This is a genomic window from Clostridium sp. Marseille-P299 (assembly GCF_900078195.1).
Taxonomy (GTDB): Bacteria; Bacillota; Clostridia; order Lachnospirales; family Lachnospiraceae; genus Lachnoclostridium.
This window is the reverse complement of the sequence record NZ_FJVE01000006.1, coordinates 728,815-754,150: the sequence shown is the minus strand read 5'-3', so window position 1 is coordinate 754,150 and position 25,336 is coordinate 728,815. Positions and strand designations below refer to the sequence as shown.

Annotated in this window: 16 protein-coding genes and 1 riboswitch; of the genes, 15 read left to right on the top strand and 1 reads right to left on the bottom strand. The window is 32.9% G+C overall.

From position 1 onward, the window contains the following. Positions 1 to 33 precede the first annotated feature (33 nt). From thpR to BN4220_RS07330, 3 genes are all read left to right on the top strand, one after another. On the top strand, positions 34 to 561 hold the full coding sequence (gene thpR / locus BN4220_RS07340) for an RNA 2',3'-cyclic phosphodiesterase (RefSeq protein WP_066715211.1): 528 nt from the start codon (positions 34 to 36) through the stop codon (positions 559 to 561). A 532-nt stretch (positions 562 to 1,093) separates the two neighbouring features. After that, positions 1,094 to 1,870 carry a flagellar motor protein gene (locus BN4220_RS07335; protein ID WP_066715209.1) on the top strand — a complete coding sequence of 259 codons (777 nt, stop codon included), beginning with the start codon at positions 1,094 to 1,096 and terminating at the stop codon, positions 1,868 to 1,870. Further along, the gene (locus tag BN4220_RS07330; protein WP_066715207.1) at positions 1,833 to 2,603 is read left to right on the top strand and encodes an OmpA family protein; all 771 of its coding nucleotides are present in this window, start codon (positions 1,833 to 1,835) and stop codon (positions 2,601 to 2,603) included. The genes BN4220_RS07335 and BN4220_RS07330 overlap by 38 nt, the downstream gene beginning before the upstream one ends. A 328-nt stretch (positions 2,604 to 2,931) precedes the next feature. On the opposite strand, the gene BN4220_RS07325 is transcribed toward BN4220_RS07330, so the two are convergent. Next, entirely contained in the window at positions 2,932 to 3,795 is an 864-nt protein-coding gene (locus tag BN4220_RS07325) for a helix-turn-helix domain-containing protein (RefSeq protein ID WP_066715205.1), read from the bottom strand. A gap of 189 nt (positions 3,796 to 3,984) precedes the next feature. Here BN4220_RS07325 and BN4220_RS07320 point away from each other — a divergent pair, with 189 nt between their 5' ends. The 12 genes from BN4220_RS07320 (at position 3,985) to BN4220_RS07265 (ending at position 25,293) form a co-directional block, all read left to right on the top strand. Next, positions 3,985 to 5,880: an alpha/beta hydrolase gene (locus tag BN4220_RS07320; protein WP_066715203.1), complete on the top strand. Its 1,896-nt coding sequence runs from the start codon at positions 3,985 to 3,987 to the stop codon at positions 5,878 to 5,880. Between the two features lie 130 nt (positions 5,881 to 6,010). Then, positions 6,011 to 6,183, top strand: a riboswitch (M-box (ykoK) riboswitch). Positions 6,184 to 6,772: 589 nt separating this feature from the next. Continuing rightward, positions 6,773 to 8,104, top strand: coding sequence for a magnesium transporter (gene mgtE / locus BN4220_RS07315; RefSeq protein WP_066715201.1), 1,332 nt, complete (start codon positions 6,773 to 6,775; stop codon positions 8,102 to 8,104). A gap of 459 nt (positions 8,105 to 8,563) precedes the next feature. After that, positions 8,564 to 10,258, top strand: a complete 1,695-nt coding sequence (locus tag BN4220_RS07310) for an ABC transporter ATP-binding protein (RefSeq protein ID WP_066715199.1) — start codon at positions 8,564 to 8,566, stop codon at positions 10,256 to 10,258. A 237-nt stretch (positions 10,259 to 10,495) separates the two neighbouring features. Next, on the top strand, positions 10,496 to 12,784 hold the full coding sequence (locus tag BN4220_RS07305) for a leucine-rich repeat domain-containing protein (RefSeq protein ID WP_066715196.1): 2,289 nt from the start codon (positions 10,496 to 10,498) through the stop codon (positions 12,782 to 12,784). A 234-nt stretch (positions 12,785 to 13,018) separates the two neighbouring features. Next, the gene (locus BN4220_RS07300; protein ID WP_066715194.1) at positions 13,019 to 13,750 is read left to right on the top strand and encodes a phosphatase; all 732 of its coding nucleotides are present in this window, start codon (positions 13,019 to 13,021) and stop codon (positions 13,748 to 13,750) included. A gap of 291 nt (positions 13,751 to 14,041) precedes the next feature. After that, complete coding sequence (gene glnA, locus BN4220_RS07295) at positions 14,042 to 15,373, top strand: type I glutamate--ammonia ligase (protein ID WP_066715192.1); 1,332 nt, start codon at positions 14,042 to 14,044, stop codon at positions 15,371 to 15,373. 63 nt (positions 15,374 to 15,436) lie between these two features. Next, entirely contained in the window at positions 15,437 to 15,979 is a 543-nt protein-coding gene (locus BN4220_RS07290; RefSeq protein WP_066715190.1) for an ANTAR domain-containing response regulator, read from the top strand. A 271-nt stretch (positions 15,980 to 16,250) separates the two neighbouring features. Beyond that, positions 16,251 to 17,087, top strand: coding sequence for a diaminopimelate epimerase (gene dapF, locus BN4220_RS07285; RefSeq protein ID WP_066715188.1), 837 nt, complete (start codon positions 16,251 to 16,253; stop codon positions 17,085 to 17,087). Positions 17,088 to 17,257: 170 nt separating this feature from the next. Then, entirely contained in the window at positions 17,258 to 18,472 is a 1,215-nt protein-coding gene (locus BN4220_RS07280; protein ID WP_066715187.1) for an LL-diaminopimelate aminotransferase, read from the top strand. A 161-nt stretch (positions 18,473 to 18,633) separates the two neighbouring features. Continuing rightward, the gene (locus BN4220_RS07275) at positions 18,634 to 19,650 is read left to right on the top strand and encodes a S66 family peptidase (protein WP_066715185.1); all 1,017 of its coding nucleotides are present in this window, start codon (positions 18,634 to 18,636) and stop codon (positions 19,648 to 19,650) included. A 50-nt stretch (positions 19,651 to 19,700) separates the two neighbouring features. Beyond that, entirely contained in the window at positions 19,701 to 22,082 is a 2,382-nt protein-coding gene (locus BN4220_RS07270) for an LTA synthase family protein (RefSeq protein ID WP_066715183.1), read from the top strand. Positions 22,083 to 22,818: 736 nt separating this feature from the next. Next, positions 22,819 to 25,293 (top strand): GGDEF domain-containing protein, encoded by a 2,475-nt coding sequence (locus BN4220_RS07265; protein WP_066715181.1) that lies wholly within the window; start codon positions 22,819 to 22,821, stop codon positions 25,291 to 25,293. Positions 25,294 to 25,336: the final 43 nt, after the last annotated feature.

Sequence of the window (25,336 nt, the reverse complement as noted above, 5' to 3'; positions counted from 1 at the left end):
TTTAACTTCCAACAGATATAAAAGGAGATAACAATGCGTTTGTTCATTGCAATTTTATTTGATGAAATAACCAAACAGAAGATTCTGGCGGTACAGGAACGCCTTCAAAGTCTGGGATGTGGTAATTTTACGCAAGTAGATAATCTACATCTGACCTTAGTTTTCTTGGGTGAGATTTCTCAAAATAGGCTATCCACGATTCAACAAATTATTGATGAAGCTGTAGAAACGGCATTTTGTTTGATATTTGACCATGTTGGGCGGTTTCCACGTGAAGGCGGCGATATCTGGTGGATTGGACTGCAGCAGAATTTGAAATTGGAACAGATACATCAAAACCTACGCAGCAAACTTATATCAGCTGATTTTATTTTGGAAAATAGATACTTTACTCCACATGTAACCCTAGCTAGAAAGTTTATTTCTTCCAGTGAAATTGATTTGAAATATTTAATGGGGCAGATGTTCACGACGAGGGCAACTGCTATTAGTCTGATGCAATCTCAAATGATTGCCGGTAAATTGACTTATACTCAGCTATATAAAAGAGAACTGACATAAATGATTTTAACATATCGATGACGGTGAAGCCGTAATATTGAACTTAATAGTAGAGAGAATCGCTTGAATGTGTTACCATCTGCAAGCGATTTTTTATTGTTAACATGAAAATGCCAGAAATCAAGCAATTACAGGTGGCACATTTATAATCTCTTATTCTGTTGGAGATTTCTTTATTGCTCTGCTGAAATGCGACCAAAGGATAGTTTAAAATAAAATTTTTTAGGAAATCAGTACTACGTACAATAAGCAGACTTTTATATAAATGAAAAAAATATAGGAATTAAGCGGTTTTTAAGATATTACCATGTATAATACATAATTTTATATAGAATAATTTATGATTGACAAAAATATCGAATTGTATAGAATTTATCTGATAAGTTTTACTATGCTTAATATTTGGTTGATTTTACCCAATTAATCAATGATAAAATATTTTACCTGACGATAAGTTATTCATCTATTTGAGTAGAAACATTGAACGATTAAGCAATAGCAAAATGAAATATAATAAGAAGGAGCTATACGCATGGATATTTCAACAATTATTAGTATTGTAATTGCTTTTGCATCATTGTTAGTTGCATTCGTTCTAGAAGGTGGACACATAGGTTCATTATTGCAACCAACAGCGGCACTGATTGTTTTTGGAGGAACAATAGGAGCGGTAGGTGTTTCATTTCGTTCATCCATACTTAAAAAATTACCTAAAGTGGTGGCAATCGCATTTAAAAGACACAAGCAGGACCGACAAGAAATAATTAATACGATTTATAAGCTTGCTAATATGGCGAGAACAGGGGGATTATTATCACTAGAATCAGAAATACAGAGCAATAACTATGATAAATTTATTGTAGATGGTTTACAAATGATTATGGATGGAACCGATCCAGAAATTATTAAAAAGACGTTGGAGAGCAGACTTGATAATATGGAATATCGTCATTCCAAAGGAATTAGCGTGTTTGAAGCAGCTGGTGGATTTGCACCAACCATGGGTGTTATCGGTACGGTAATGGGACTAGTTCATGTTTTGGGTAATCTAAGTAATCCAGATGAATTAGGGCCACAAATCGCAGTCGCATTTATTGCAACTTTATATGGAGTAGGTTCTGCCAATCTATTGTGGTTACCTTTAGCAAATAAATTAAAAGAATTAGATACGGATGAACTTGTTACAAAAAACATGATGATGGATGGAATTTTAATGATTCAAGAGGGTGGAAATCCAGCATTAATCGTAGAAAGGCTAAAGGGTTACTTAGATGATGAAAAAGAAGGAGCAGAAATCAGAGAACAGTGAGAGATGGCTACTTACCTATTCTGATTTAATAACATTATTAATGATACTTTTCGTTGTATTATATGCGATGAGTAATGTGAATGAAACAAAATATGATAATTTATCAGAATCCTTAAATAGCGCTATGGGTAGTGAAGGTTCTGGAGCAAATTCTTTGCTAGACAAAGGTACAGGCATATTAGAGGGAGGCACGAATCCTATTACAGATGGCGAAGGTACTCTAAATACTGAAGATGTGGGACCGTATGAGGAAGTTACACTCAATGAGGACTTGAGTGTTGAGGACTTTGAAAAATTAAAAGATCTTTTGTATGATACCATTGATAGTGGTACTTTTAAGGATAGTTTAAGTGTCACAATTGAAGAAAAAGGTGTTGTTATTACATTAGCCAATGATATCTTATTTGATAGTGGTAAATCGGAAATTAGAGAAGATATGATAAAACACCTGGATAGCATAGTTAGTTTTTTGAAAAAGGTTGATAATAAAATTGAAATTGGTGGTTACACCGATAATGTACCAGTACATAACATATTATACAAATCCAACTGGCAGCTTTCAGCGCAAAGAGCTGCAAATGTTGCTCAATACTTAGCTGAGCAATATGGAATAGCGCCAGAGCGTTTGACTGCAATTGGCTATGGTGAAAATAATCCAGTAGATACAAATGATACAGAAGCTGGACGAGCTAAAAATAGACGGATTAGTATAACAATCTTATTTGAAAATTAAGTTGAAAATGGATGTTACATATAATATGAAATGATTGTAGCATAGATAACAGAAAAAAGGATACGAATTTGTATCTATTTCAATTGATTTATGGGATAATTTCCATATTGTCATTAAGACAAGTAAAAAATGATTTCTTGTACTAAAACCTGTCAGATAGTGTAGAACAATTCTGGCAGGTTTCTTATTATATAGGATTTGATGTTAAAGTCCTTATTTGAAATAATATTAGCGATTTACATAAAACAAAAGAAGATCTTAGGCAATGAAATCTTAGCATACTAAGGATGTGTATGATGTAGTTACTGTAAAGCATCCTATTTTCTCTTTATTTCTGATATTGTATGACTTTCTGCTCACTAGCCTTCTGGGTACTTCGATAAAATTCTCCAGGAGTCATATGAAACTCCTTCTTAAATGCACGGAAAAAATGATTATATCCCCCAAAACCTGCTAGATTATACACTTGCTTCACAGGAATGCCTTGTGCAAGATAATTTTTGCAAAGGGAAAGTTTTGTTTTAACAATGTACTCATGTACTGTCTGCCCAGTGCCTTTTTTGAATTCTCTAAGAATGTGTCGTTTGCTGACATTGAACTCCTGTTCCAGACGTGCCAGAGGAATTTCCTCGGTTATATGCTCCCTGATGTAGGAAAGCAGGGAATCCAGCAGAGCAGGTTTTGTATACCGTTCACATTTTTTACCATCTGCCATATGAAATGCGCGAGCAAACAAAATCACAATCAAGGAGATTAGGCCTCCGCGGTAAATCAAATCTCCAAATTCAGGATTCTCTTCCTGCTTCATCAAGTCCCAAAGCAGGTTCTTAGTTATCATCAAAAGGCTATTTTCTGCAGTGATTATGGGACAATCGTATGGTATTGCAGCAAAATAGTCTAGTAGATTTGTACCTTCACGAGAAATTTCACGTAAAATCTCCGTAGAAAGCTTCATAGAAACCAGTTCCAGAGGCAATGAATTGGAGGTTCGCATGAGTAGAAAAGAAGTATGGGGATGGAGCATGATTAACTCATGGATACCGCATCGCCGATAGGTTCCATCACGAATAAAAAAGCAATTGCCTGACTTAATCAGCAGAAAATGATAATACTCATCGGAACATATGCGGATTTTCATAGAATCTTTATATATTTTATTGGACACAAGATATTTGCGTAGTTCTGTTACCATAGTCTCCTCCTTGAAGTGTTTGTTCAAAAAGTATAGTAATACCATTATTATATATAACATATTTATTCATTTCAACCAAGATTATTGAAAATTATGTCAATTTTTGATAGTGCTATGTCGCTATATGTATATGAAATGGACTTTATTCCCAGTATAATAATCTTATAACCAATGAAAAGGAGGGTTTCTATGGAAAAGAAAAGAAGATTTACCCCACAAAAAGCACTGATATTTTCATTGCTTTTTACCCTGATATTCACAGCGTTATCCAGCGGTATTTTACATGACTGGGGAAATATTAGCATCTCTACTGTGGAACTGGAGACGCAAGGGGGAAACAAAATTGTAGCACGGGTTTACAAGCCGGATTCTGCTACAGCCGAAACGCCTGCTCCTACCGTTATATTCACACACGGGCTTACAGTAAATAAGGAAAGCTACGCCCAATACGGTCTTGAGCTTGCACGCCGTGGTTTTGTAGTTATTACACCAGATATGCTGAATCACGGGGATTCTGAAATTACTGGTGCTGAAGTCTATCTAGCACCTACTGAAGTAAACGATGCATATGGAGCTTATGCAGCTGTACGATATGCAAAAACACTTAATTATGTGGATCAAAGTCAAATTGGTGTGGCCGGTCATTCTGCAGGCGGCCAGGCAGCTAATAACAGTGTGAAGATGGACAATGCGGAGGAAACTCCTGCAATTTCAGCAATATATTTGGTATCTTCCGATCCAGTATATACAGATACTGATGGCAATTGGACCAATATCTATGGTGCGCGAGATTTTGGTATTTATTATACTCTTTATGACCATGTCTACTTTAAGGGTGTGGATTCTAATGGACAAACAATGGGTGTGCAAGAGTGGCTTAGCTCTGACAGTGCAAAATCTTTGTTTGCTTTCGGACAGGATCCTAGCGCTTTTGAAGGCGATCAAGTCATCCCTGGCCACACATACTTTGGGGAGGTGGACGGAGAACAAGTATTTCGTCGCGTAAACGCTGCAGCGGAAATCCATCCTAAGCCTCAGGGCGGTTCAAACGCACTCGCTGCTATATGTGATTTCTTCCAGGATGCTTTTGTAGCGCCAAATTACATAGTAGGTCAATCTCAACATTATGCAGCTTTAACTGTGTGCAATATCCTAGGTCTTCTTGGTGTATTGATGTGCTGTGTTTTCAGTGTAGGATGTTTAACTCGTAGCAAATTCTTTGCTGGATTGAGAGAAGGACAAAATGCTGTACTTCGTCCAGCTCCTGATAAAAAGGGGAAGGTTTGGTTTTGGATACTGACTATCTTAAATTGTGTGTTTGCCTTTTTCAGTATCAGTGCTATCTTTAAGCTAGGCTACGGTTACTGCTGTTCCACCGTGTTTGCACAGCAGACCACTAATATTTATGCACTTTGGGCATTGCTAAATGGTTTATTTATGCTAATTACTTCTTTTGCGTCCTATGCTCTATATGCTCGCAAGAATGGTGCAACCATGAGCAACTGGGGACTAAAGATCTCCTTTGTGAATCTGCTCAAGAGTATTTTACTCGCTGTAATTGCCTGTGCAGTTGTGTTTGTGGTAGTAGCGATTGCCAACAATGTATTTTATGTTGACTATCACTATTATTTGTGGGGACTTAAAAACATTCCTCTTGAAAACCTTGGCGTATTCTTTGTTTACTTGCCAATGTACTTAATATTCGGATTGGCAGTATCCATAGCGCTCAACAGCGCATACCATTGTAAGATTGCTAATGAGCCAGAGTGGGTTAATGATTTATTCTTTGCTGTAATGAATACCATTCCTGCACTAGTGATCACCTTTGTAGGTTACTATCTCTACGCGAAAAGTGGCGTAAAGCCTTTTATTTTCGGTTCGACTTACACCTACACTTATACCATTAATGCAATTCCGGTATTCCCTATTGCGGTGATACTGATTCGAAGGTTGTTCAAGAAGTGTAACAATCCTTATGTTCCTGGTATTATTGCAGGTATCCTTTTATGTTGGTTACAGGTATCCTGTTCCTTCACTTTACACGCGAATATGTTTTATGGTTCTGCAGCCGCTTATTTGCCTTAATGGATTAATAAGAGTTTCAACGAAAGAGGGTGTTCTCAAAGTAATAAAATTACTTGAGGGGGGCCCTCTTCTTTGCTACCAAATATTCAAGGTTGACAAATAGGAGAAATAAGTATACAGTAAAAATAACTTAATATGTCCGGTAGGTAAGGTTACCACAGGGATAAGGATTGCTGCCGCAGAGTAGTGGAGACACTATGAGTTGGTTAGCAGGCTATGTCGACAATAAGGCATAATCTAATGCAATTACAAGATGATTTCATCGTGCCCTGCGAAACTAAAGCTTGAACGGTGATAAAATTATTATATTTATATTATTTATTTAGGTATTATAACCACGTCATCGGTTCGGCTATGACGTGGTTTTTTTTATTTTATAAGAATTTGGACTTTAAAAAATAGAAAACGCAGCCTATGCATGAACGTATGCGAAAGAAAAGAGTATGCTACGATTACATATGGTAAAGGATACCTATAAGGATATAAAATGCAAGGATGATAGTGAGGTGATAGGAATTGGATTCTGACGATAGTTGGCGAAGCATGAATAAAATATGTAGGAATGCATATATCTGCTATATTGTGCAAAAAATGATAATACGAGCAATTATGGGCTGTATTATAGGAAAAGGAAGAAATCCTAGGAGCTGGCGCATTGAATCTAATTTCTATCTTTTTATTTGCATGCAGTAAATCGTTGCTTCCTACAATTTGTAACAATTTTTAGTTAACTATTATTAAGAAAATTATTTCAAATAAAGTTAGATGATTTACATTGTTATAAAATGAAAATAGGAGGTAAGTAAAATAATGAAACATTATTTAAATGTTAAAATCAAGTCTTACCCATTTTTCGTTATGTACAATTAAAATGGAGAGGCAGGAATATTAAATGAATAAAGAAATTATTTTAACTTTACTAATTAATAAAGAATTTACTGCTATAAAAAGCATTTTTGAAATTGCAAATCCTGCGGATTTAGCGCTTCTTTTTGAAGAATTCTCAGAAAAAGAACTTGTTTTATTATTTCGATTATTAACTAAAGATAAGGCAGCAGAGACCTTTGCATATATGGATTCAGAATTACAAAGAATCTTAATTGAGGCATTTACTGAAAAAGAATTACGTGATGTTATGGAAGAGTTATATGTAGATGATACGGTAGATATTATTAAGGAAATGCCTGCAAACGTGGTAACACGAATTCTACAAATTAGTGATCCAAAGACAAGGGAGAGCATTAATACAATTCTTGATTATCCCAACGATAGTGCGGGAAGTTTAATGACAACAGAGTATGTTAACCTTAGAAAAGATTTAACCGTTAAGGAAGCCCTTGATCGTATTCGTAAAGTTGGTGTTGATAAGGAAACTATTTATACTTGTTATGTAACAGAACATCGAAAATTAATTGGAATCGTATCTGTAAAGGATATGCTTCTTAGTGATTTAAATCAGACAATCGATGAAATTATGGAAACCAACGTTATTTTTCTTAATACTCATGAAGATAGAGAAACTGTTGTAAAGATGTTTGATAAGTATGATTTCCTTGCTATTCCAGTGGTCGATCAAGAACAATATTTAGTAGGAATTGTTACAATTGATGATGCCATGGATGTTCTACAAGAAGAAACGACTGAGGATATCACTAAAATGGCAGCGGTAGTACCAAGTGAAGAATCCTACTTTAATACTTCCGTTTTAAAGCATGCTAAAAACCGTATTCTTTGGTTGCTGTTATTAATGTTATCAGCAACTTTAACAGGAGCTATTATAACAGAATATGAGAATGCATTTGCAACCATTCCGTTATTGGTTTCCTTTATCCCTATGTTAATGGATACTGGTGGAAATTGTGGAGCGCAAACTTCAACGATGATCATTCGTGGTCTAGCTTTGGATGAAATTCACTTTTCTGATTTCTTTAAAGCTTTGTTTAAAGAATTTCGAATTGCATTAATTGTAAGTGTAATTTTATCAGCAGTGAATGGCTTACGTATCTTGCTAATGTACCATGATCCCTTACTTGCTTTAACAATTTCTTTATCATTAATTGGTACAGTAATTTTGTCAAAATGTATTGGCTGTATGCTACCTATGATAGCTAAAAAATGTAAAGTGGACCCAGCAATTATGGCAGCTCCATTGATTACTACACTTGTTGATACATGTTCGGTGTTAGTGTATTTTAACATTGCTATGAGAATATTTAAATTATAATAAAGTTTGGAAAGATGCCCTGTGAAGTAAACATATTTTGTGTTTATTTTATAGGGTGTTTTTTTGATGATAGAAAATAAAAGCATAAATGCTTTGTCCTAATATTTTAAAGCCGTTCCACTAAGGAGGTACAGCACTGCCACTTCTGCAATCGCATTTCTAACTGGTTGCATTTAAGTTTGTTTTCAAAAATGGTATTTAAGATTTTCAATTAAGGAGTAGATTGATTTTATAAAAAATGTTATAATTTAACACATCATTGATAAGGATGTGAACTCATTTTGAGAATAAAACGAATTAAATACTCAGTACAGTTTATGTAATCTGTTAGCAGATTGTACTGAGGTTAATAAATAGATTTGCTAACAGTCATGACTGTACTGAACTTTTTATTCTATTAGCACAAGCTATATACTTTGAGTTGCTAAATTTTATTTAAAAAAGATAAGGAGTACAGGAATGATTTATTTGAAGGAAATAGTAAAGAAAAATAGAACGTTAGTTTTTTTATATATAATAAGTGGAATTTCAATCGCATTTTTAACGAATATACAAGCAAAATTTTTTCAGGTAGTAATCGATCGTTTTACCAAAGGTTCATTAAAAATTGGCACCATTATAATCTATGCAGTCATTATACTAACTTTATGCATTATTAATTATCTAGATGAATATCCAAGCCGTAAACTTGAGACTGATATTTATCTCGATTTTAAGTTAAAGGCTCTTTCAAAGATGCAAAGAATTGCATATGAAGCTTATCAATTGCTAGGAACAGGAAAACTTGTGCAAAAGATTGAAAATGGTGCAGAGGCTGGGAAAAGTATATTATTTGATTATGCATTTTGCTTGGTTCGTGAATTAATTCCTTCGATTTTATTTAGTATGTTTTTTATTTATGAAATAGACAAAAGGATTATGTTAGTTATACTTTGCGGCTATGTGTTAGTCTTTTTAATTACTAATATTCTCTTAAGGCTATTGTATCAGATCAAAGAGCATATTCTTTTAAATGAAGAAAAGCTGAATCACTTTTTAGTACGTGGATTTATGGAATTGGTGGTATTTCGTTTAAATAATCGTTTTCAATACGAAATTAAGAAAGCAAACAATGCAAAGAATGAGATAGTGAATTCCAAAGTCAAGATGAAGATGATCCACGAAGCTTTTTTTACAAGCTTCGCATTGTTAATAACTTTTATAAAAATTGCAATCCTTGTGTATGGATGGAAGACAAAATCCATTAGTATTGGAGCAATTGTTGCGTTACTTACCTTAGTAGATAATGCATATACTCCAATCGCAATATTTAACGTGTTATTTGTTCAATATAAACTTGATAAAACAGCGTTTCAACGTTATGCAGACTTTTTAAATGCAGAGGAAGATACCAATTTGTTTTCAGGAAAATTCGTCAGTGAGCTAAATGGAGACATTAAGGTAAATCAAGTAGCATTTTCATATGAAAGTAAAATGATTATGCAAAATATGAACTTAACAATAAAGAGTGGAGAACAGATTGCGATTGTTGGAGAGAGTGGTTCAGGTAAATCCACACTGATTAAACTTTTACTTGGATTGTTAAAACCAAAAGAAGGTCAGATTTTTGTGGATCATCTAAATTTATTGGAAATTAATTTAGAAACCTACTATGATAACATTGCTTATATTTCACAAGAAGCACCTGTTTTTGATGGTACATTACGAGAAAATATTATATTTGATCATAAGATAGAAGATTCCATAATAATAGAAGTATTAGAAAAAGTTCATCTTATGAAATTGTATCACTCTCTGCCTGAGGGTTTAGAAACAAGGATAGGGGAGAGAGGAATTTGCTTGTCTGGCGGTGAGCGACAGCGTTTGGCACTGGCAAGGTTGTGGTTTAAGAACCCTTCTATTGTTATTTTAGATGAGGCAACTTCGGCAATGGATAACATAACAGAAGATATTGTAATGAAAAATGTTATGGAATTTTTAGAGGATAAAACAGTGATTGCTATCGCACATCGTATCCATACAATACAGGATTTTAAACGTATCTTAGTATTTAAACACGGAAAAATCATTGGAGATGGTAGTTTAAGTGAGTTACTATCGGAGAATGATTATTTTCGAGAATTGTATGAAGCAAAAATGAATATGATATCTTAATCTTGTAAAATAAAGACCTTTGATTTTAGGTAAGATTGCATATTTTGGGCACATTCGCTCTAAGCTTTTTAGCTTAGGGCGTTTTTTTATTATGAACTTTTATAGTTCTTAATAATAGTTAATATAATTAACTAAATTTTGACATATTTAATTCATACAGTATAAGTGATTTCCATGAATTTACAGAAGTTAAAAATTTGCGAATAAATAAAATTATTATTAAAAAGGAGGATTACTATGAAAAGTAAAACTATTTTCACAAGAATTATACCTTTGTTATTAGTTCTTATAATGGCTCTTCAACAAATTCCAGCGGTAGGTGTAGCAGCAGCCTCTAAGATCGTTCAGGTTGGGACGATGAAATTAGAATTTCAGGGGAAAGATACAGTTGTTTTAAAGCAGGTAGTAGCTAAGAGTAATAATACAGCTATAACAGTATCTTATGATGCAATAAAAAAAGTAGTAGTGGCGGAAGGGGTAAAAATTTTACCAGGTGACATGTTTCATCGATTTCCCAATGTTGAAACTATCTCACTTCCAGCCAGTTTAACCAGTTTTGAATCGGGATATAGTTACGAGGAATGGAACTTAATGTACTATCAGTCATATAATGATGCACCACTTCAAAAGTTGAAAAGCATTACAGTATCAAGCAAGAATAAGGTTTATAAATCTATTGATGGTGTATTATATTCAAAAGATGGAAAAAACATTGTTAACTATCCAGTGGAGAAGTCAACAAAGACATATAAGGTTCCAGATACCATTGAGGACTTATATATTTCAAATAAATATATCAAGGAACTAACGTTAGGAGCAAACGTAAAATATGTAGGACGGATAACTTTACCATCTCTTACTAAAATATCGGTAAATGCAAAGAATAAATACTACACCTCTGTCAACGGAGTGTTATTTACAAAAGATAAGAAGACACTGTCAAATTATCCAGATCAAAAAGGGAAGAATTATACGGTTCCTAATGGGACAATTAAAATTGAAGGTAATGCCTTTGCATCAAGTAATATAACAAAGCTGATATTACCAACTAGTTTACAAGAAATTGGTGTAAGTGCTTTTAGTAATACCAAATTAAAATCACTTATATTGCCTCTCAAAGTAAAAAAGATAGATTATGCCTTTCGTGATTCTTCGATCACACATGTATATGTTGATAAGAGTAATCCAAATTTCTCATCGGAACAAGGAATTGTATATAATAAAAATAAAACAAAAATGCTTTTTTGGCCAGAAGCTAGAGTAGAAGAAAAATTAACGTTTCCGAATACATTAACTGCCCTTGATTTATCCATGATTTCAAATATTTCACACGCAAAGATATTATATATTCCAAATGCATTAGAAAGTATAACTAGGACAGTGGAAAATCAACTAAGTACAGTGATACTTTCGGAAGAAAATAAGAATTTCTTGATAAATAATGGGATCTTGTACTCTAAAGATTTGACAGAAATTAAGTTATATCCAAATCAAAACGAAATAACGGAAATCGTAATTCCAGATACAGTAAAAGAATTGGATTACAATATGTTTCTTACAGATAACAATACGACTTCTATTACATTGCCAAAAGGTCTTGTAACAATTCGTTCATCGGAAGCTTATAGATATGATCCTCTTGGTTTTAGAGATTTAGCAGAAGTATTAATTTCAGAAGAAAATGAAAATTTTACATCAATTGATGGTATTTTATATACGAAAAACATGGCAACATTACAATGGTATCCTCAGAATCATAAAAATACGGTATATACAATACCAAATACTGTGACCAATGCGGAATATAAGCAGCTAATTAATATGAAGAATTTAATAGAGTTAAATATACCAGCAAGCTTTTCAATGAATCAATTATTGGAAGGAATAGTTGAAGAATTTCATAATGTAGTATACGTGCCGGGTGGATTAAGCCCGATGCTAGAGCGAATTAATGTAGATAAAGAAAATGAATATTTAAAATCAGAAGATGGTGTTTTATATAATAAGGACGGATCTATGTTATTGTTATACCCTTCTGCAAAGAAAGATAAGAAGTTTGAGATACCTGAAGGTGTAAGATCTATGAATAGCTACTCTTACAATCCTTATTTAGAAGAACTAGTTTTTCAACATGGCATTACGCTTTTTCAATATGATCCAAACCTGTTTGCAAATAGCTATGATGCGTTTGTGTATTTTACTGGATTAAAGATGTTTAGTATGAAGGAAGAAGGATCTATAATGAAAATAATCGATGGAGGTCTTTATCACTACAATCGATTAATTGCATATCCGATTGCGAGGGAAGAAGAAACGTTTCATATTGCTTCTGACACCATATCAATGTATGCTTTGCGAAATCTTAAGTATGCTAAAAATTTAAAAACTATAAATGCTAGCGGTTCTCAGTATTATAAGGCCAAAGCTGGAAACCTATACACATATTATGGAGAGCTTATTCTGACGGTTGGCTCTGAAAAAGATCAGTTAAGTAGTGTGATTGCGAAGATGATGAAAATAGATTAATATGAAGATGAATTAAGGCTGTGGCATAGACGTAATTAACGTGCTTGCTATAGCCTTAAAAATTTTCACCCTATCTTAGCATGATGAGATGCAAACCGCAAAATTAAATCAATAATGTTATAAACGCTAAAAAAATCATTACATATATTTTATAAAGCTTTTACTTGCAAATTTCATCAAATACTGATAATGTAGGTACGGAGACTAGTTAACGAAGAAAGAAAGGTAAAAGCCATGAGAGATATATTGGATGTTCATACACATACTATAGCGAGTGGACATGCCTATAATACAATATATGAGATGGCAAGAGCAGCTGCAGATAAAGGGCTAGAATTGCTAGGAATAACAGAACATGCCCCTAATATGCCAGGAACTTGTCAGTTATATTATTTTCAGAATTTACATGTCATTCCAAGAGAAATGTATGGAATAAAATTATTATTTGGCAGTGAGCTAAATATTTTAGATTATGAAGGTAATGTAGATTTAGAAGAGAGTGTTTTAAGAAAATTGGATTTATGTATTGCAAGTATTCATCCACCTTGTTTTAAGTGTGGAACGAAAGATGAGAATACAAGGGCCATAATAAACGCGATGAAGAATCCATATGTTAATATTATAGGACATCCAGACGATGGACGTTTTCCACTGGATTATGAACGCATTGTAAAAGCAGCAAAAGAATTTAATGTATTATTAGAACTGAATAATAGTTCCTTATCACCTGGAAGTTTTCGACCGAATACAAAGGAGAATGATCTTGAAATGTTACTACTTTGTAAGAAGTATGATGTTCCAGTGATTATGGGAAGTGACGCACATATAGCTACTGATATAGGAAATCATAAGCTTGTAAGAGAACTGATTGAACAAACAAACTTTCCAAAGCGATTAGTTGTCAATCAATCCGTTGATACATTGCACTATTATTTAAATAAGAAAAAAGAAGCAAGAAGTGCTTAAAAAGGCAGCAAAATGTATATATTGTATAATGTACACCCATTGCTATCTTTGTAAAGAATTACTGTGCTTTAAATTACTTTAATTCTTTAATAGAAAAAAGTTGACAAATGAAAATTTGGCTGATATGATTTTAAATCATAGGCAAAGGTGTCTTTTTAGGATGCCTTTGTCTTTTTTTATAGTAAAAAACAAAAGCTTCGAGATAATTTATGCTCCGAGGCTTTTATTTTTAAATAAATAAAAGAATGAAACTCATGTAATACCCAGTATAATTTTAAGGAGAGATGAAAGATGAGTCACTACACAAAACAAGATATTCTTCGTATGGTAGAAGAGGAAGATGTAGAGTTTATAAGACTTCAATTCACAGACATTTTTGGCACATTAAAAAATGTTGCTGTAACTACAAGTCAACTTAATAAGGTACTTGATAATAAATGCATGTTTGATGGTTCTTCTGTTGAAGGTTTTGCACGGATTGAAGAATCTGATATGTTTTTATATCCCGATTTAGATACATTTGAAATCTTTCCATGGAGACCTCAACAAGGAAAAGTAGCCCGTTTTATTTGTGATGTATACCGTCCGGATGGAACCCCATTTGAAGGTGATCCAAGGTACATACTAAAGAAGGTGATTAAAGAAGCAAAGGATATGGGATATACATTCCATGTTGGTCCTGAATGTGAATTTTTCTTATTTAATATGACAGAGGATGGTAACGTTAGCACATACACAGAAGAAAAGGGCGGATATTTTGATATCGGTCCTGTAGATAATGGAGAAAATGCAAGACGTGAAATGGTACTTATGCTAGAAGAACTGGGATTTGAAGTAGAAGCATCTCATCATGAAGTCGCTCCAGCACAACATGAGATTGATTTTAAATATGCGGATGGTCTTAAAACGGCCGATAATATTATGACTTTTAAAATGGCAGTCCGCACGATTGCAAGAAGACATGGAATGCATGCAACGTTTATGCCAAAGCCAAAGACAGGAATTAATGGCTCTGGAATGCATATTAATATGTCTCTTGAAAAGGATGGCAAGAATATTTTTAGTAATGAAGAAGATTCTCTTGGTTTAAGCCAAGAAGCATATCACTTCATTGCAGGTTTATTAAAGCATATTGATGGAATGGTGGCAATTACAAATCCCCTTGTAAATTCTTATAAAAGATTAGTGCCAGGCTTTGAGGCTCCAGTATACGTTGCTTGGTCGGCTGGAAATCGTAGCCCACTTATTCGAATTCCTGCAACATCAGGGGAAGGAATTCGAGTTGAACTTCGTTGTCCAGATCCTTCAGCAAATCCTTATTTAGCCCTTGCCGTTTGTTTGGCAGCAGGCTTAGATGGAATCAAAAATAAATTAACACCTCCAGATAGCGTGAATAAAAATATTTTCACCATGACCGAAGATGAAAAAAGAGAATTAGGAATCCGCAGATTACCAAGTTCATTAAGTGATGCACTAGATGCATATGAGCAAGATGAGTATATAAAGGGAGTAGTCGGAGAACATATTTCAAAAGCTTATATATCTGCCAAAAGAGATGAATGGAATCAATACTGTGCGCAGGTAACGGATTGGGAAATTGATCACTACTTGAATCGTATTTAGTTAGTATTTCATGAGAATCTAAGATTAAGATGGGACAGCTAAATGCGACGGAGGTGATTAGATGTGTTGAGTATTATCATTGCCTTTCCAAAGATTGAAGATGCGAATAACATAAAGAATCTGTTGCTACGCAATAGCTATGATGTCAATGCAGTCTGTACCACTGGAGCGCAAGCAATTAGTATTGCAAACGAGCTAGATGAAGGTATTGTAATTTCAGGGTACCGTTTGTCAGATATGTTATATCGGGAGATAAATGGATACCTTCCAAAAGGATTTGAGATGCTGTTGATCGCTTCACCAGCAAAATTATCGGAATGCTCGGAAGGCAATATTGTAAGTTTAAGTATGCCAATTAAGGTGCAGGATTTATTAAACACCTTACAACTTATGACATACAATTATATGCGGAGAAAGAAAAAAGAGAAAAATAAGCCAAGGCAGAGAACAGAACAAGAAAAGGAAGTCATTAAGAAAGCTAAGTTGGTACTGATGGAACGTAATAACATGTCGGAAGAAGAAGCACATCGTTATATACAAAAATCAAGTATGGATAGTGGTACTAATTTAATAGAAATGGCAGAGATGATTATAAGTATGTTATAAATGCCTCATATTACAATAGTTAATATCAAGTACAATAAAATGTAAGCTTTCAAACTCTTGTTGAATAACTTCGGTATATATTTATAAGTAAATTAAATATATGTGGAAGTTATTCACTTTGCATGTTTTGCTTATTACATAGCATTACAGGTTAAGTATTCAGGTTGTAATTGCAATTCGTATATACTATGATTATAATAAATTTATGGAAAAAAAGAGAAATAATTTTCTCTTGATATAAAGAGTTTTTGAAGTGAAAGGAGTACCTTACATGAGATTTTCAAAGATGCAAGGTTGTGGCAATGACTATGTTTATGTTAATTGCTTTACAGAAGATATTAAAGACCCAAATGAATTAGCAAAAAAAGTGAGTGATCGCCATTTTGGTATAGGATCTGATGGATTAGTATTAATAAAGCCTTCTACAGAAGGTGATTTTACAATGCATATGTACAATGCAGATGGTTCACAAAGTGAAATGTGCGGCAATGCAATTCGCTGTGTTGGTAAATATGTCTATGACCATAAGATGACAGATAAAACACATTTAAGTATAGAAACCCTTGCAGGAATGAAATATTTAGATTTATCCGTAGAAGGTGATAAGGTTGTTGAAGTTACAGTGGATATGGGAAGTCCAATTTTAGAACCAGAAAATATACCTGTGAATGTTTCTGGTACAAGAGTGATTCAGTATCCAATTAAAGTTGAAGATAAAGAGTATGAAATAACCTGTGTGTCTATGGGGAATCCTCACGCTGTTGTGTTTGTAGAGGATACAAAGAAAGTTGATATTGAAAACATTGGACCAAAGTTTGAACATCATGAATTATTTCCAAAGCGAATTAATACAGAGTTTGTACAAATTATAGATAGAAAACATATTAATATGAGAGTTTGGGAACGTGGCACAGGAGAAACGTTTGCCTGTGGTACAGGGGCTAATGCAAGTGCTTATGCTTGTATCCTTAACGGATTTACTGAAGATGAAGTTACTGTTCACATGCTTGGCGGTGATTTAAAAATTCGCTATGATAGAGAACTTAACCGATTGTTTATGACAGGACCAGCAGTGACGGTTTTTGAAGGTGAATATTATACGAATTAAGCTAGTATAAAGTGAGCACATGATTAAATGATATTTTGTGTTGATTGAATTCATAGATTTATATTCAAATGGTGATTGAAAGAAAATAAAATATGAAAGGGTGCCAATTACGTGTTCTTTCAATCTTTACTATGGCATTATCGTTTGCTAATTAGCGATATGGAACGTATATGTATAAAATTAATGAGAATTATTTGAAACTTCCTGGTAGCTATTTATTTTCTACGATTAGTAAGAAAGTGAAAGAATTTACTGCGGCAAATCCAGAAAAGAAAATTATTCGTCTTGGTATCGGTGATGTAACATTGCCTTTAGCGCCAGCTGTAATTGATGCACTTCATAAAGCAACAGATGAAATGTCTGCAAAAGAAACATTCAAAGGTTATGCACCTGACTTAGGTTATGAATTTTTACGTTCTGCAATTGCTGAAAATGATTATAAGTCAAGAGGTGTGGAGATTGCAATTGACGAGATTTTCATAAGTGACGGGGCTAAAAGTGACTCTGGAAATATTGGTGATATTTTCGATGTAAACAATAAAATAGCAGTATGTGACCCAGTGTATCCAGTATATGTGGATACCAATGTAATGGCAGGAAGAACTGGTAAATATAATGCTAATACAGGAAAATGGAGTAATGTAATTTATATGCCATGTACGATGGAAAATAACTTTGCTCCAGAATTACCAACAGAAGTACCAGATATTATTTATCTTTGTTTTCCAAATAACCCAACGGGTTCAGCCATTACAAAGGATGAGCTTCAAAAATGGGTGGATTATGCAATTAAGCATCAGGCTGTTATTATATATGATGCAGCCTATGAAGCATATATTTCAGAAGAAGATATACCTCACACGATTTATGAATGTGAAGGGGCTAAAAAATGTGCAATTGAACTGCGAAGCTTTTCAAAGAATGCTGGTTTTACAGGCACAAGACTTGGTTTTACAGTAATACCAAAGGAATTAAAGAGTGGAGAGGTTTCTTTAAATAGCTTATGGGCAAGACGTCACGGAACAAAATTTAATGGTGCTCCTTATATTATTCAAGCTGCTGGTGCAGCAGTCTATACTCCAGAAGGTATGAGACAAACAAGAGAGCAAATTAACTATTATATGAATAATGCGAAAGTAATTCGTGAAGGATTAAAAGATGCTGGGTATTTGGTGTCTGGGGGCGTCAATGCTCCGTATATCTGGCTAAAGACTCCAGATAATATGACTTCCTGGCAATTTTTCGATTATTTATTAGAGAAAGCAAATGTTGTGGGTACTCCAGGTTCAGGTTTTGGACCAAGCGGAGAAGGATATTTTAGATTAACAGCGTTTGGTACGTATGAGAGTACATTAGAAGCGATTGAGAGAATTAAAGCTTTATAAATTACGATGATGTAGTAGACTCCATGGTAAATACATTAAATTTCTACACCTTTTGTTTAAATTTAATGCATTTGCTATGGAGTTTTTTTTATTTTCAGGTAAAATATATTTATAAATTATTTGTTAATGTTTTGAAATTTAACTGGAGTATGGAGGATATTATGATTTACCCACAGTTTTTAAAAAAAGGAGATACCATAGGAGTTACAGCATGTTCAGATGGTTGTACAGATGCAACAGATGCTGTTCGTATGGATAATGCGGCAAAGCAGCTAAAAGAATTAGGATATGAGGTTATAGAAACTAAAAATGCAAGAACCAGCGAAAAAGCTAGAAGTTCAGATGCAAAGACAAGAGTGAATCAATTAAAAGAACTTTTAGAAGATAATAGGGTATCAACGATTATAATGGCAAGTGGTGGTGACTATTTACTAGAGACACTTCCACTTATTGATTATGACTGGTTTTTGAAAAATCCGAAATGGTTACAAGGATACTCAGATCCAACAGGATTACTTTATACGGTAACTGTAAATTGTGATATGGCAACGGTTTATGGTTGTAATTTTGGGGATTTTGGAATGGCAGAGTGGCATCCATCTCTTTATGATAATATAAAATTACTTGAAGGTTATGAAGTAAAACAAAATAGTTTTGATCTTTGTGTAAATGGATTTCATAAAAGGGTTACAGGATTAGAAGGTTATGTATTAGAAAATGAAGTTTTGTGGAAGAATTTACATGAAGAAGAGACGATTACCATGGAAGGAAGAATGCTTGGTGGATGTCTTGATGTTTTATTAAGCCTTGTTGGAACAAAATACGATAAAACGAAAGAATTTATCGATAAGTATAAAGAAGACGGGATTATTTGGTACTTAGAGAGTTTTGCGCTGGGCAGTGAAGCTTTATTTATGGGATTATGGAATCTTAGAGAAGCTGGATGGTTTGAACATGTAAAAGGTTTTATTTTTGGGCGTCCTTGCTTTTTTGAATCACATAATGGAAGTACTTATGAGGAAACAGTTGCAGATGTATTGGATGAATTAAAGGTTCCAATCATCCTTGATGCTGATTTCGGACATAAGCCACCAAGAATGGCAATCATAAATGGTGCGAAAGCTAAAATTGAGAGCACAAATGGAAAAGGTAGCATTACACAGATAGCAAAAGAATAGTATTAGTACTGTGCTTTATAAAAAGTTAGATATAGAAAGAGGAAGCTTGCATGAAGGATAATGGGGTGACAAAGAAGGAGCAAGTACAAGTTGATGAAGGTCAACGAATCAATAAAGTGGAGGAACTCCAAGAGGGGTATGATTCAGATGAAAATCTAGAATCAATGAACGGGGAATATGAAGAAATAAGACTGGAATCAACAAAAGACGAAAATCAAGAGATAAGGGTGAAATTAACGAAAGACGAAAATCATGAGATAAGACTTGAGTCAGTGAATGACAAAAAACAAGAAATGAGACTGGAATCAAATCAGGAGACAAAATTTTCAAATAAAATCAAAGGATTTATTAAGAATGAGATAACGATGAAAGAATTATCAAAGGGATTTTATTTAAAAGTACTGTACAAACATTTATTATTCCCAGTGATTTTTTGTTACTTAGAATTTGTATTTCATCTTTTTGTATTTAAATCTTTAGATAAAACAATTCTATTTCCACTATTGTTTGCAATAGTGGCTGGTTGTTTTGTGAATTTTTGGACATCGTGTTTTAGTGAGAAAATAAATAAAGTGATCGGATGGGTAACTTTAACGCTTGGTTGTTTCGCATTTTGTATACAGTTAGTATATAATCATATTTTTAAAACGTTTCTTTCTATTTACTCCGTTGGAGAAAATGGATCCGATGTTATGGAGTTTTGGAAGGAGGCTGTACTAGGTATTCTAGCCGTATCACCTGGTGTGATTTTATTACTTCTACCACTTTTACTATTTGGTATCGTATTAAAAAAAGGTTTTATATTAAAGCAAGAGCCAATGAAGAAGGCATTTCTACCTCTTGGCCTCGCAGTAGTAATGCATGTTGTAGCGATATTGTTTTTATTTATTTATGGTACAGGAGCACACTCACCATATGACTTATACTTTAATAATGGTTTGATGGATTTAAGTACACGAAAGCTTGGTTTATTAACATCAATACGAGAGGATATTGGGAATGTTTTATTCGAAGATAGTAAACTTGTTTTAGATAACGAAGCATATGTTGAAATACAAAGTGTATCTCCTACATTAATCGTAGAGGATGGAGATTCTAAAGATTCTCAGATATTAGAAGAGATAACTCCAAGTGCTTCGTTAGTAACACAAACACCAACTCCAACACCAATTGATGAGTCACCAAATGTTTTAAACATCGACTTTGAACAATTGGCATCGGAAGAAACAGATGAGACTATCAAAACTTTACATACCTATTTTTCAAAGGTCACAGCAACTAAGAAAAATGAGTTTAGTGGTATGTTTGAGGGATATAATTTTATCTTTTTAACAGCAGAGGGTTTTTCTCCTTGGGCTGTTGATAAAGATATTACTCCAACTTTATATCGATTGACTCACGAGGGTTTTGTTTTTAACAATTTCTACACACCAATTTGGTACACGAGTACAAGTGATGGAGAATATGTTGCGTGTACAGGATTAATCCCTTCTGGTACCAATAGTTTTTCTAAATCTAGTGAAAATGCGTTACCATTTTGTCTTGGATGGCAGTTTCAAAACCTAGGTTATAGTGCGAGAGCTTATCACAATCATAGCTACAAGTACTATAATCGTAATTTAACGCACCCTAATATGGGATATGATTATAAGGGTGCTAATGGTGGAGGCCTTGTAGTAAAAGAGACTTGGCCGGAGTCAGATCTTGAAATGATGGAGGTTACAATTCCAGAGTTCATTCATGATGAAAAGTTTCATGTGTATTATATGACGGTTAGTGGCCATATGTATTATACGTTTGCAGGAAATTACATGTCCGCTAAAAATAAAGCTTATGTAGAAGGCTTACCATACTCAAATAATGTAAAGGCATATATAGCGGCCCAAAAAGAACTTGATCTGGCACTAGAATATTTAATAAATGAGCTTGATAAAAATGGTGTACTTGATAAAACAGTGATCGCGATGAGTGCTGACCATTATCCATATGGATTGACAAATGAAGAAATTAGTGAGGTTGCAGGGCATCCAATCGAAGAAAATTTTGAACTTTATAAAAATAATTTTATTTTGTGGAATTCTAAAATGGAAGAGCCGGTGATTGTTGATAAGTATTGTTCTAGTCTTGATATTATGCCAACACTAAACAATTTATTTGGAATACCGTATGATTCTAGATTATTTATGGGGCAAGATATACTTTCAGATGCAACTCCACTGATTATGTTTGGTAATCAGAGTTTTATTACGGATCAAATTATGTATAATTCAAAAAGTGGAGAAGTAATAAAATTAACCGAAGAAGAGTTATCAGAGGATTATGTGAAAAAATATATATCGGTAGTTAGAAATAAATTTAATGTATCTGCTAGTATATTAAAGAATGACTACTTTTCCTATTTACCAATTAGCATGCTGTCAAATAAAGAGTAAGGTAAGTAAAAAGCTTAGTAATTCAATTGGGTTAATATACTATATCAATTTTGTTTATATTAAAAACAATTGACTTTATTACTAAATTATGATATATAAGTTGAAAAGAGAGACGGTTAGTGTCAAGTATTTTGTGTAAATATATGATGAATATATAATAACTATATAGAAGTAAACATATCAAAAAGGTATTTGAGCTTTTTATATACCCGATAAATTGTAAGAAATCACTTTATAAGAATGAATTTACTACATTTATCTTTTGTAGGTGGTGAATCCTTTGTTATAACAAGACAACGTATTTCCTTTTATGCGCTTAATCTAATTAATCGTTGTTTATAGTGAGTACGTAGATAGGTCTTTGTTATTTAGCAAGGATTCACTACTTGTTTATATATTTTATTCCATGTTAAGTAAATTCATTTATGGTAGCTTTATAATAAAACGTTAACAGGTGAAGATTATTTTCCAAAATGCAATTTGAGTTATACTAATTTAGAAGAATAACACTTCGGGCTTCTTTTTATGTCTAAGCAATATTGTGATATTTCTTATTATTCGTTCTATATGGGAGAACCGTATTATGTATAATTACGGGAGAACTATTTTCTTTTTATTTGTACAATATTCTATACTATCGTATCATATTTCCAATAAATTTTAACTTACAGGACATAAATAATGGGTTACTAAATAAATACATTTAGTTTTACTTCAAAGGAGTTAAGAACAAAAAATGCAAAGGAAAATTTTATCTTTTTTAATTTTTCTTATATTTTTATCGTTAACAAATACTATTACAGCCTATGCCGAAAATAAGACAGTAATAAAAGTAGGTTATCCAATACAAGGAAGGTTAACAGAGAAAGATAGTGAAGGGAATTATTTTGGCTATAGTGTTGATTATCTTAATGAAATAAAAAAGTATACAGGTTGGGATTATGAATTTGTTGAAGTAGAAGGGACATTAAATGAACAGTTAACTACCCTTTTAGAGATGCTTAAAAATGGCGATATCGATTTACTAGGAGCTGTAAAATATTACGACTCTTTGGCTGAAATTTATGATTATCCTAGTTATAACTATGGATTGGCCTATACAACACTTGCGGTGAAACAGGAAGATTCAAGATGGCTATCCAATGATTTTCAAAACTGGAATGGAATAAAGGTTGGAATTTATCCTGGCCAAAAAAAAAGAGCACAAGAATTAGAGAAATTTGCAAATATCAATGGTTTTACATATCAAATAGTAGAAATAGATACCTACGATGAATTATTAGAAGAATTATTTAATGGCAACATAGATGCGATATTACAAGTAGATATATCTATAAATAGGAAATTGAAAAGTATAGCGAAATTTTCACCAGAGCCTTATTATTTGGTTACAACTAAGGGAAATCAAGAAGTGATCAATAAATTAAATAGTGCTTTAGCTAAAATAGATTCATCCAACCCGTATCTACAGTCAGTTTTATATGATAAGTATTTTAACATTAATAATCAATTTGCAATATCAGAGGAAAATAAAGAATATATAAAATCCCTTGGCACAATCAATGTAATGTTAATCGATGGTAATGCGCCAATTCAATATTACGATGAGGAACCTAAGGGCATTGCAATTAGTTATTTAGAGAAGTTAAAGCAAGAAACAGGTCTTTCCTATAAGGTAATTGTTGCGAAAGACTATAACGATTGTATAAAGAAAAAAAGCAAATATGATATTGATTTGTTTGTTGGATTACCAACCAATTCTAATCTAATTAGCGAATTTGATTTAACTTTATCGATTCCATACCTAGAGAGTAGAAGTATCTATGTTTCAAATAAAGAATCTAAAATGAAACGAAGTGATGAAGAACATTTTATTTATAATATATCAGATTGCTTGAATAAGATGAATAAGAATGAATGTGAAGCAGCATATTTAGATTCTTATTGCACGAATTTTTATCTCCAAAAGAAGGCAAAGTATAAAAATATTAAACTTGATTATAGCGATTCTAGTTTGTTGCAGTACTCTATGGGAATCGTTGATAAAGACAACAACAGTTATCTATTATCAATAATCAACAGTTTCATTAATTCTATTAGTGCAGAAGAAAATCAAGAAATTATTTATAATAATACAATTATCCACATCAAGTATCCTTTGATTGATTTCATAAAAACGCATTCGATGCATATTATCGTATTTGCATTATTATTGTTTATCGTTGGTATATTAATCTATGTTAGAAATATAAAAATAAAAAATGCTATGTTGGATAAAATTGCAGTGGAACATAAACGTTACATTGAATTGTCCAAATTAACAAATGAATGTTTGTTTGAATACAATTATGCAAAAGATATGTTTAAAATTTATAATAATAAAATAATATTTGATGGAACGAATCTTATTGAAAATTTTATGTCATATACTAGATATGATTTTCTAAAAGATTTGATTCGAAGTAAAAAAGACGATACCCGAGATTTTCTTTTGGAGGAGCATAATGAAAAAAAATGGTGCCGTGTTATACTAAAAGTAATTAAAAATGATAATGGTATAGTAACTTACGCTTTGGGGAAACTGTATGACATCAATGAAGAAATTATAAAGAATAAGGCATTGTTAGAAAAGGCAAAGCGTGACCCATTAACAAATTTATATAACCGTGTTGCAGCGGAGGAGCAGATTGAGCTCCTATTAAAGAAAGATTGTACGAAGGGAATCCTAATTTTACTTGATATAGATAATTTTAAGTCAGTGAATGACTCTTTGGGGCACCCGGTTGGAGATAGTCTTTTAGTTGAGTTTAGTCAATTATTAAATCGATTCTTTTCAAAAGAGGATGTAACATGCAGACTTGGAGGAGATGAATTTTTGATTTTCTTACATTCATCTATGAATGAAGATAGCTTAAGTGAAAAACTAGATAGTTTTATAAATCAATGCAATCACAGTATTTTTCAAAAATATAGTGAAAATGTTTCCATAAGTATTGGTGTAGCTATTGTTACAGACGACGTGTATATGTATGAAGATTTATATAAAAAAGCGGATTATGCGATGTATGTTGCAAAATTTGGTGGCAAGAATGGATTCTTTATTAGTGATGGCACAGAATGTATGAGACAAGAGTGTATTCAATGTAAAACCTATTGTAAAAGAAGAGAATATCTGAAAAAAAGGCTATCAAATAATGGGACAGATTTTTAATTTGTGGAAAATTTTTAAAAATTTACTTGCCAATGTGAATAAA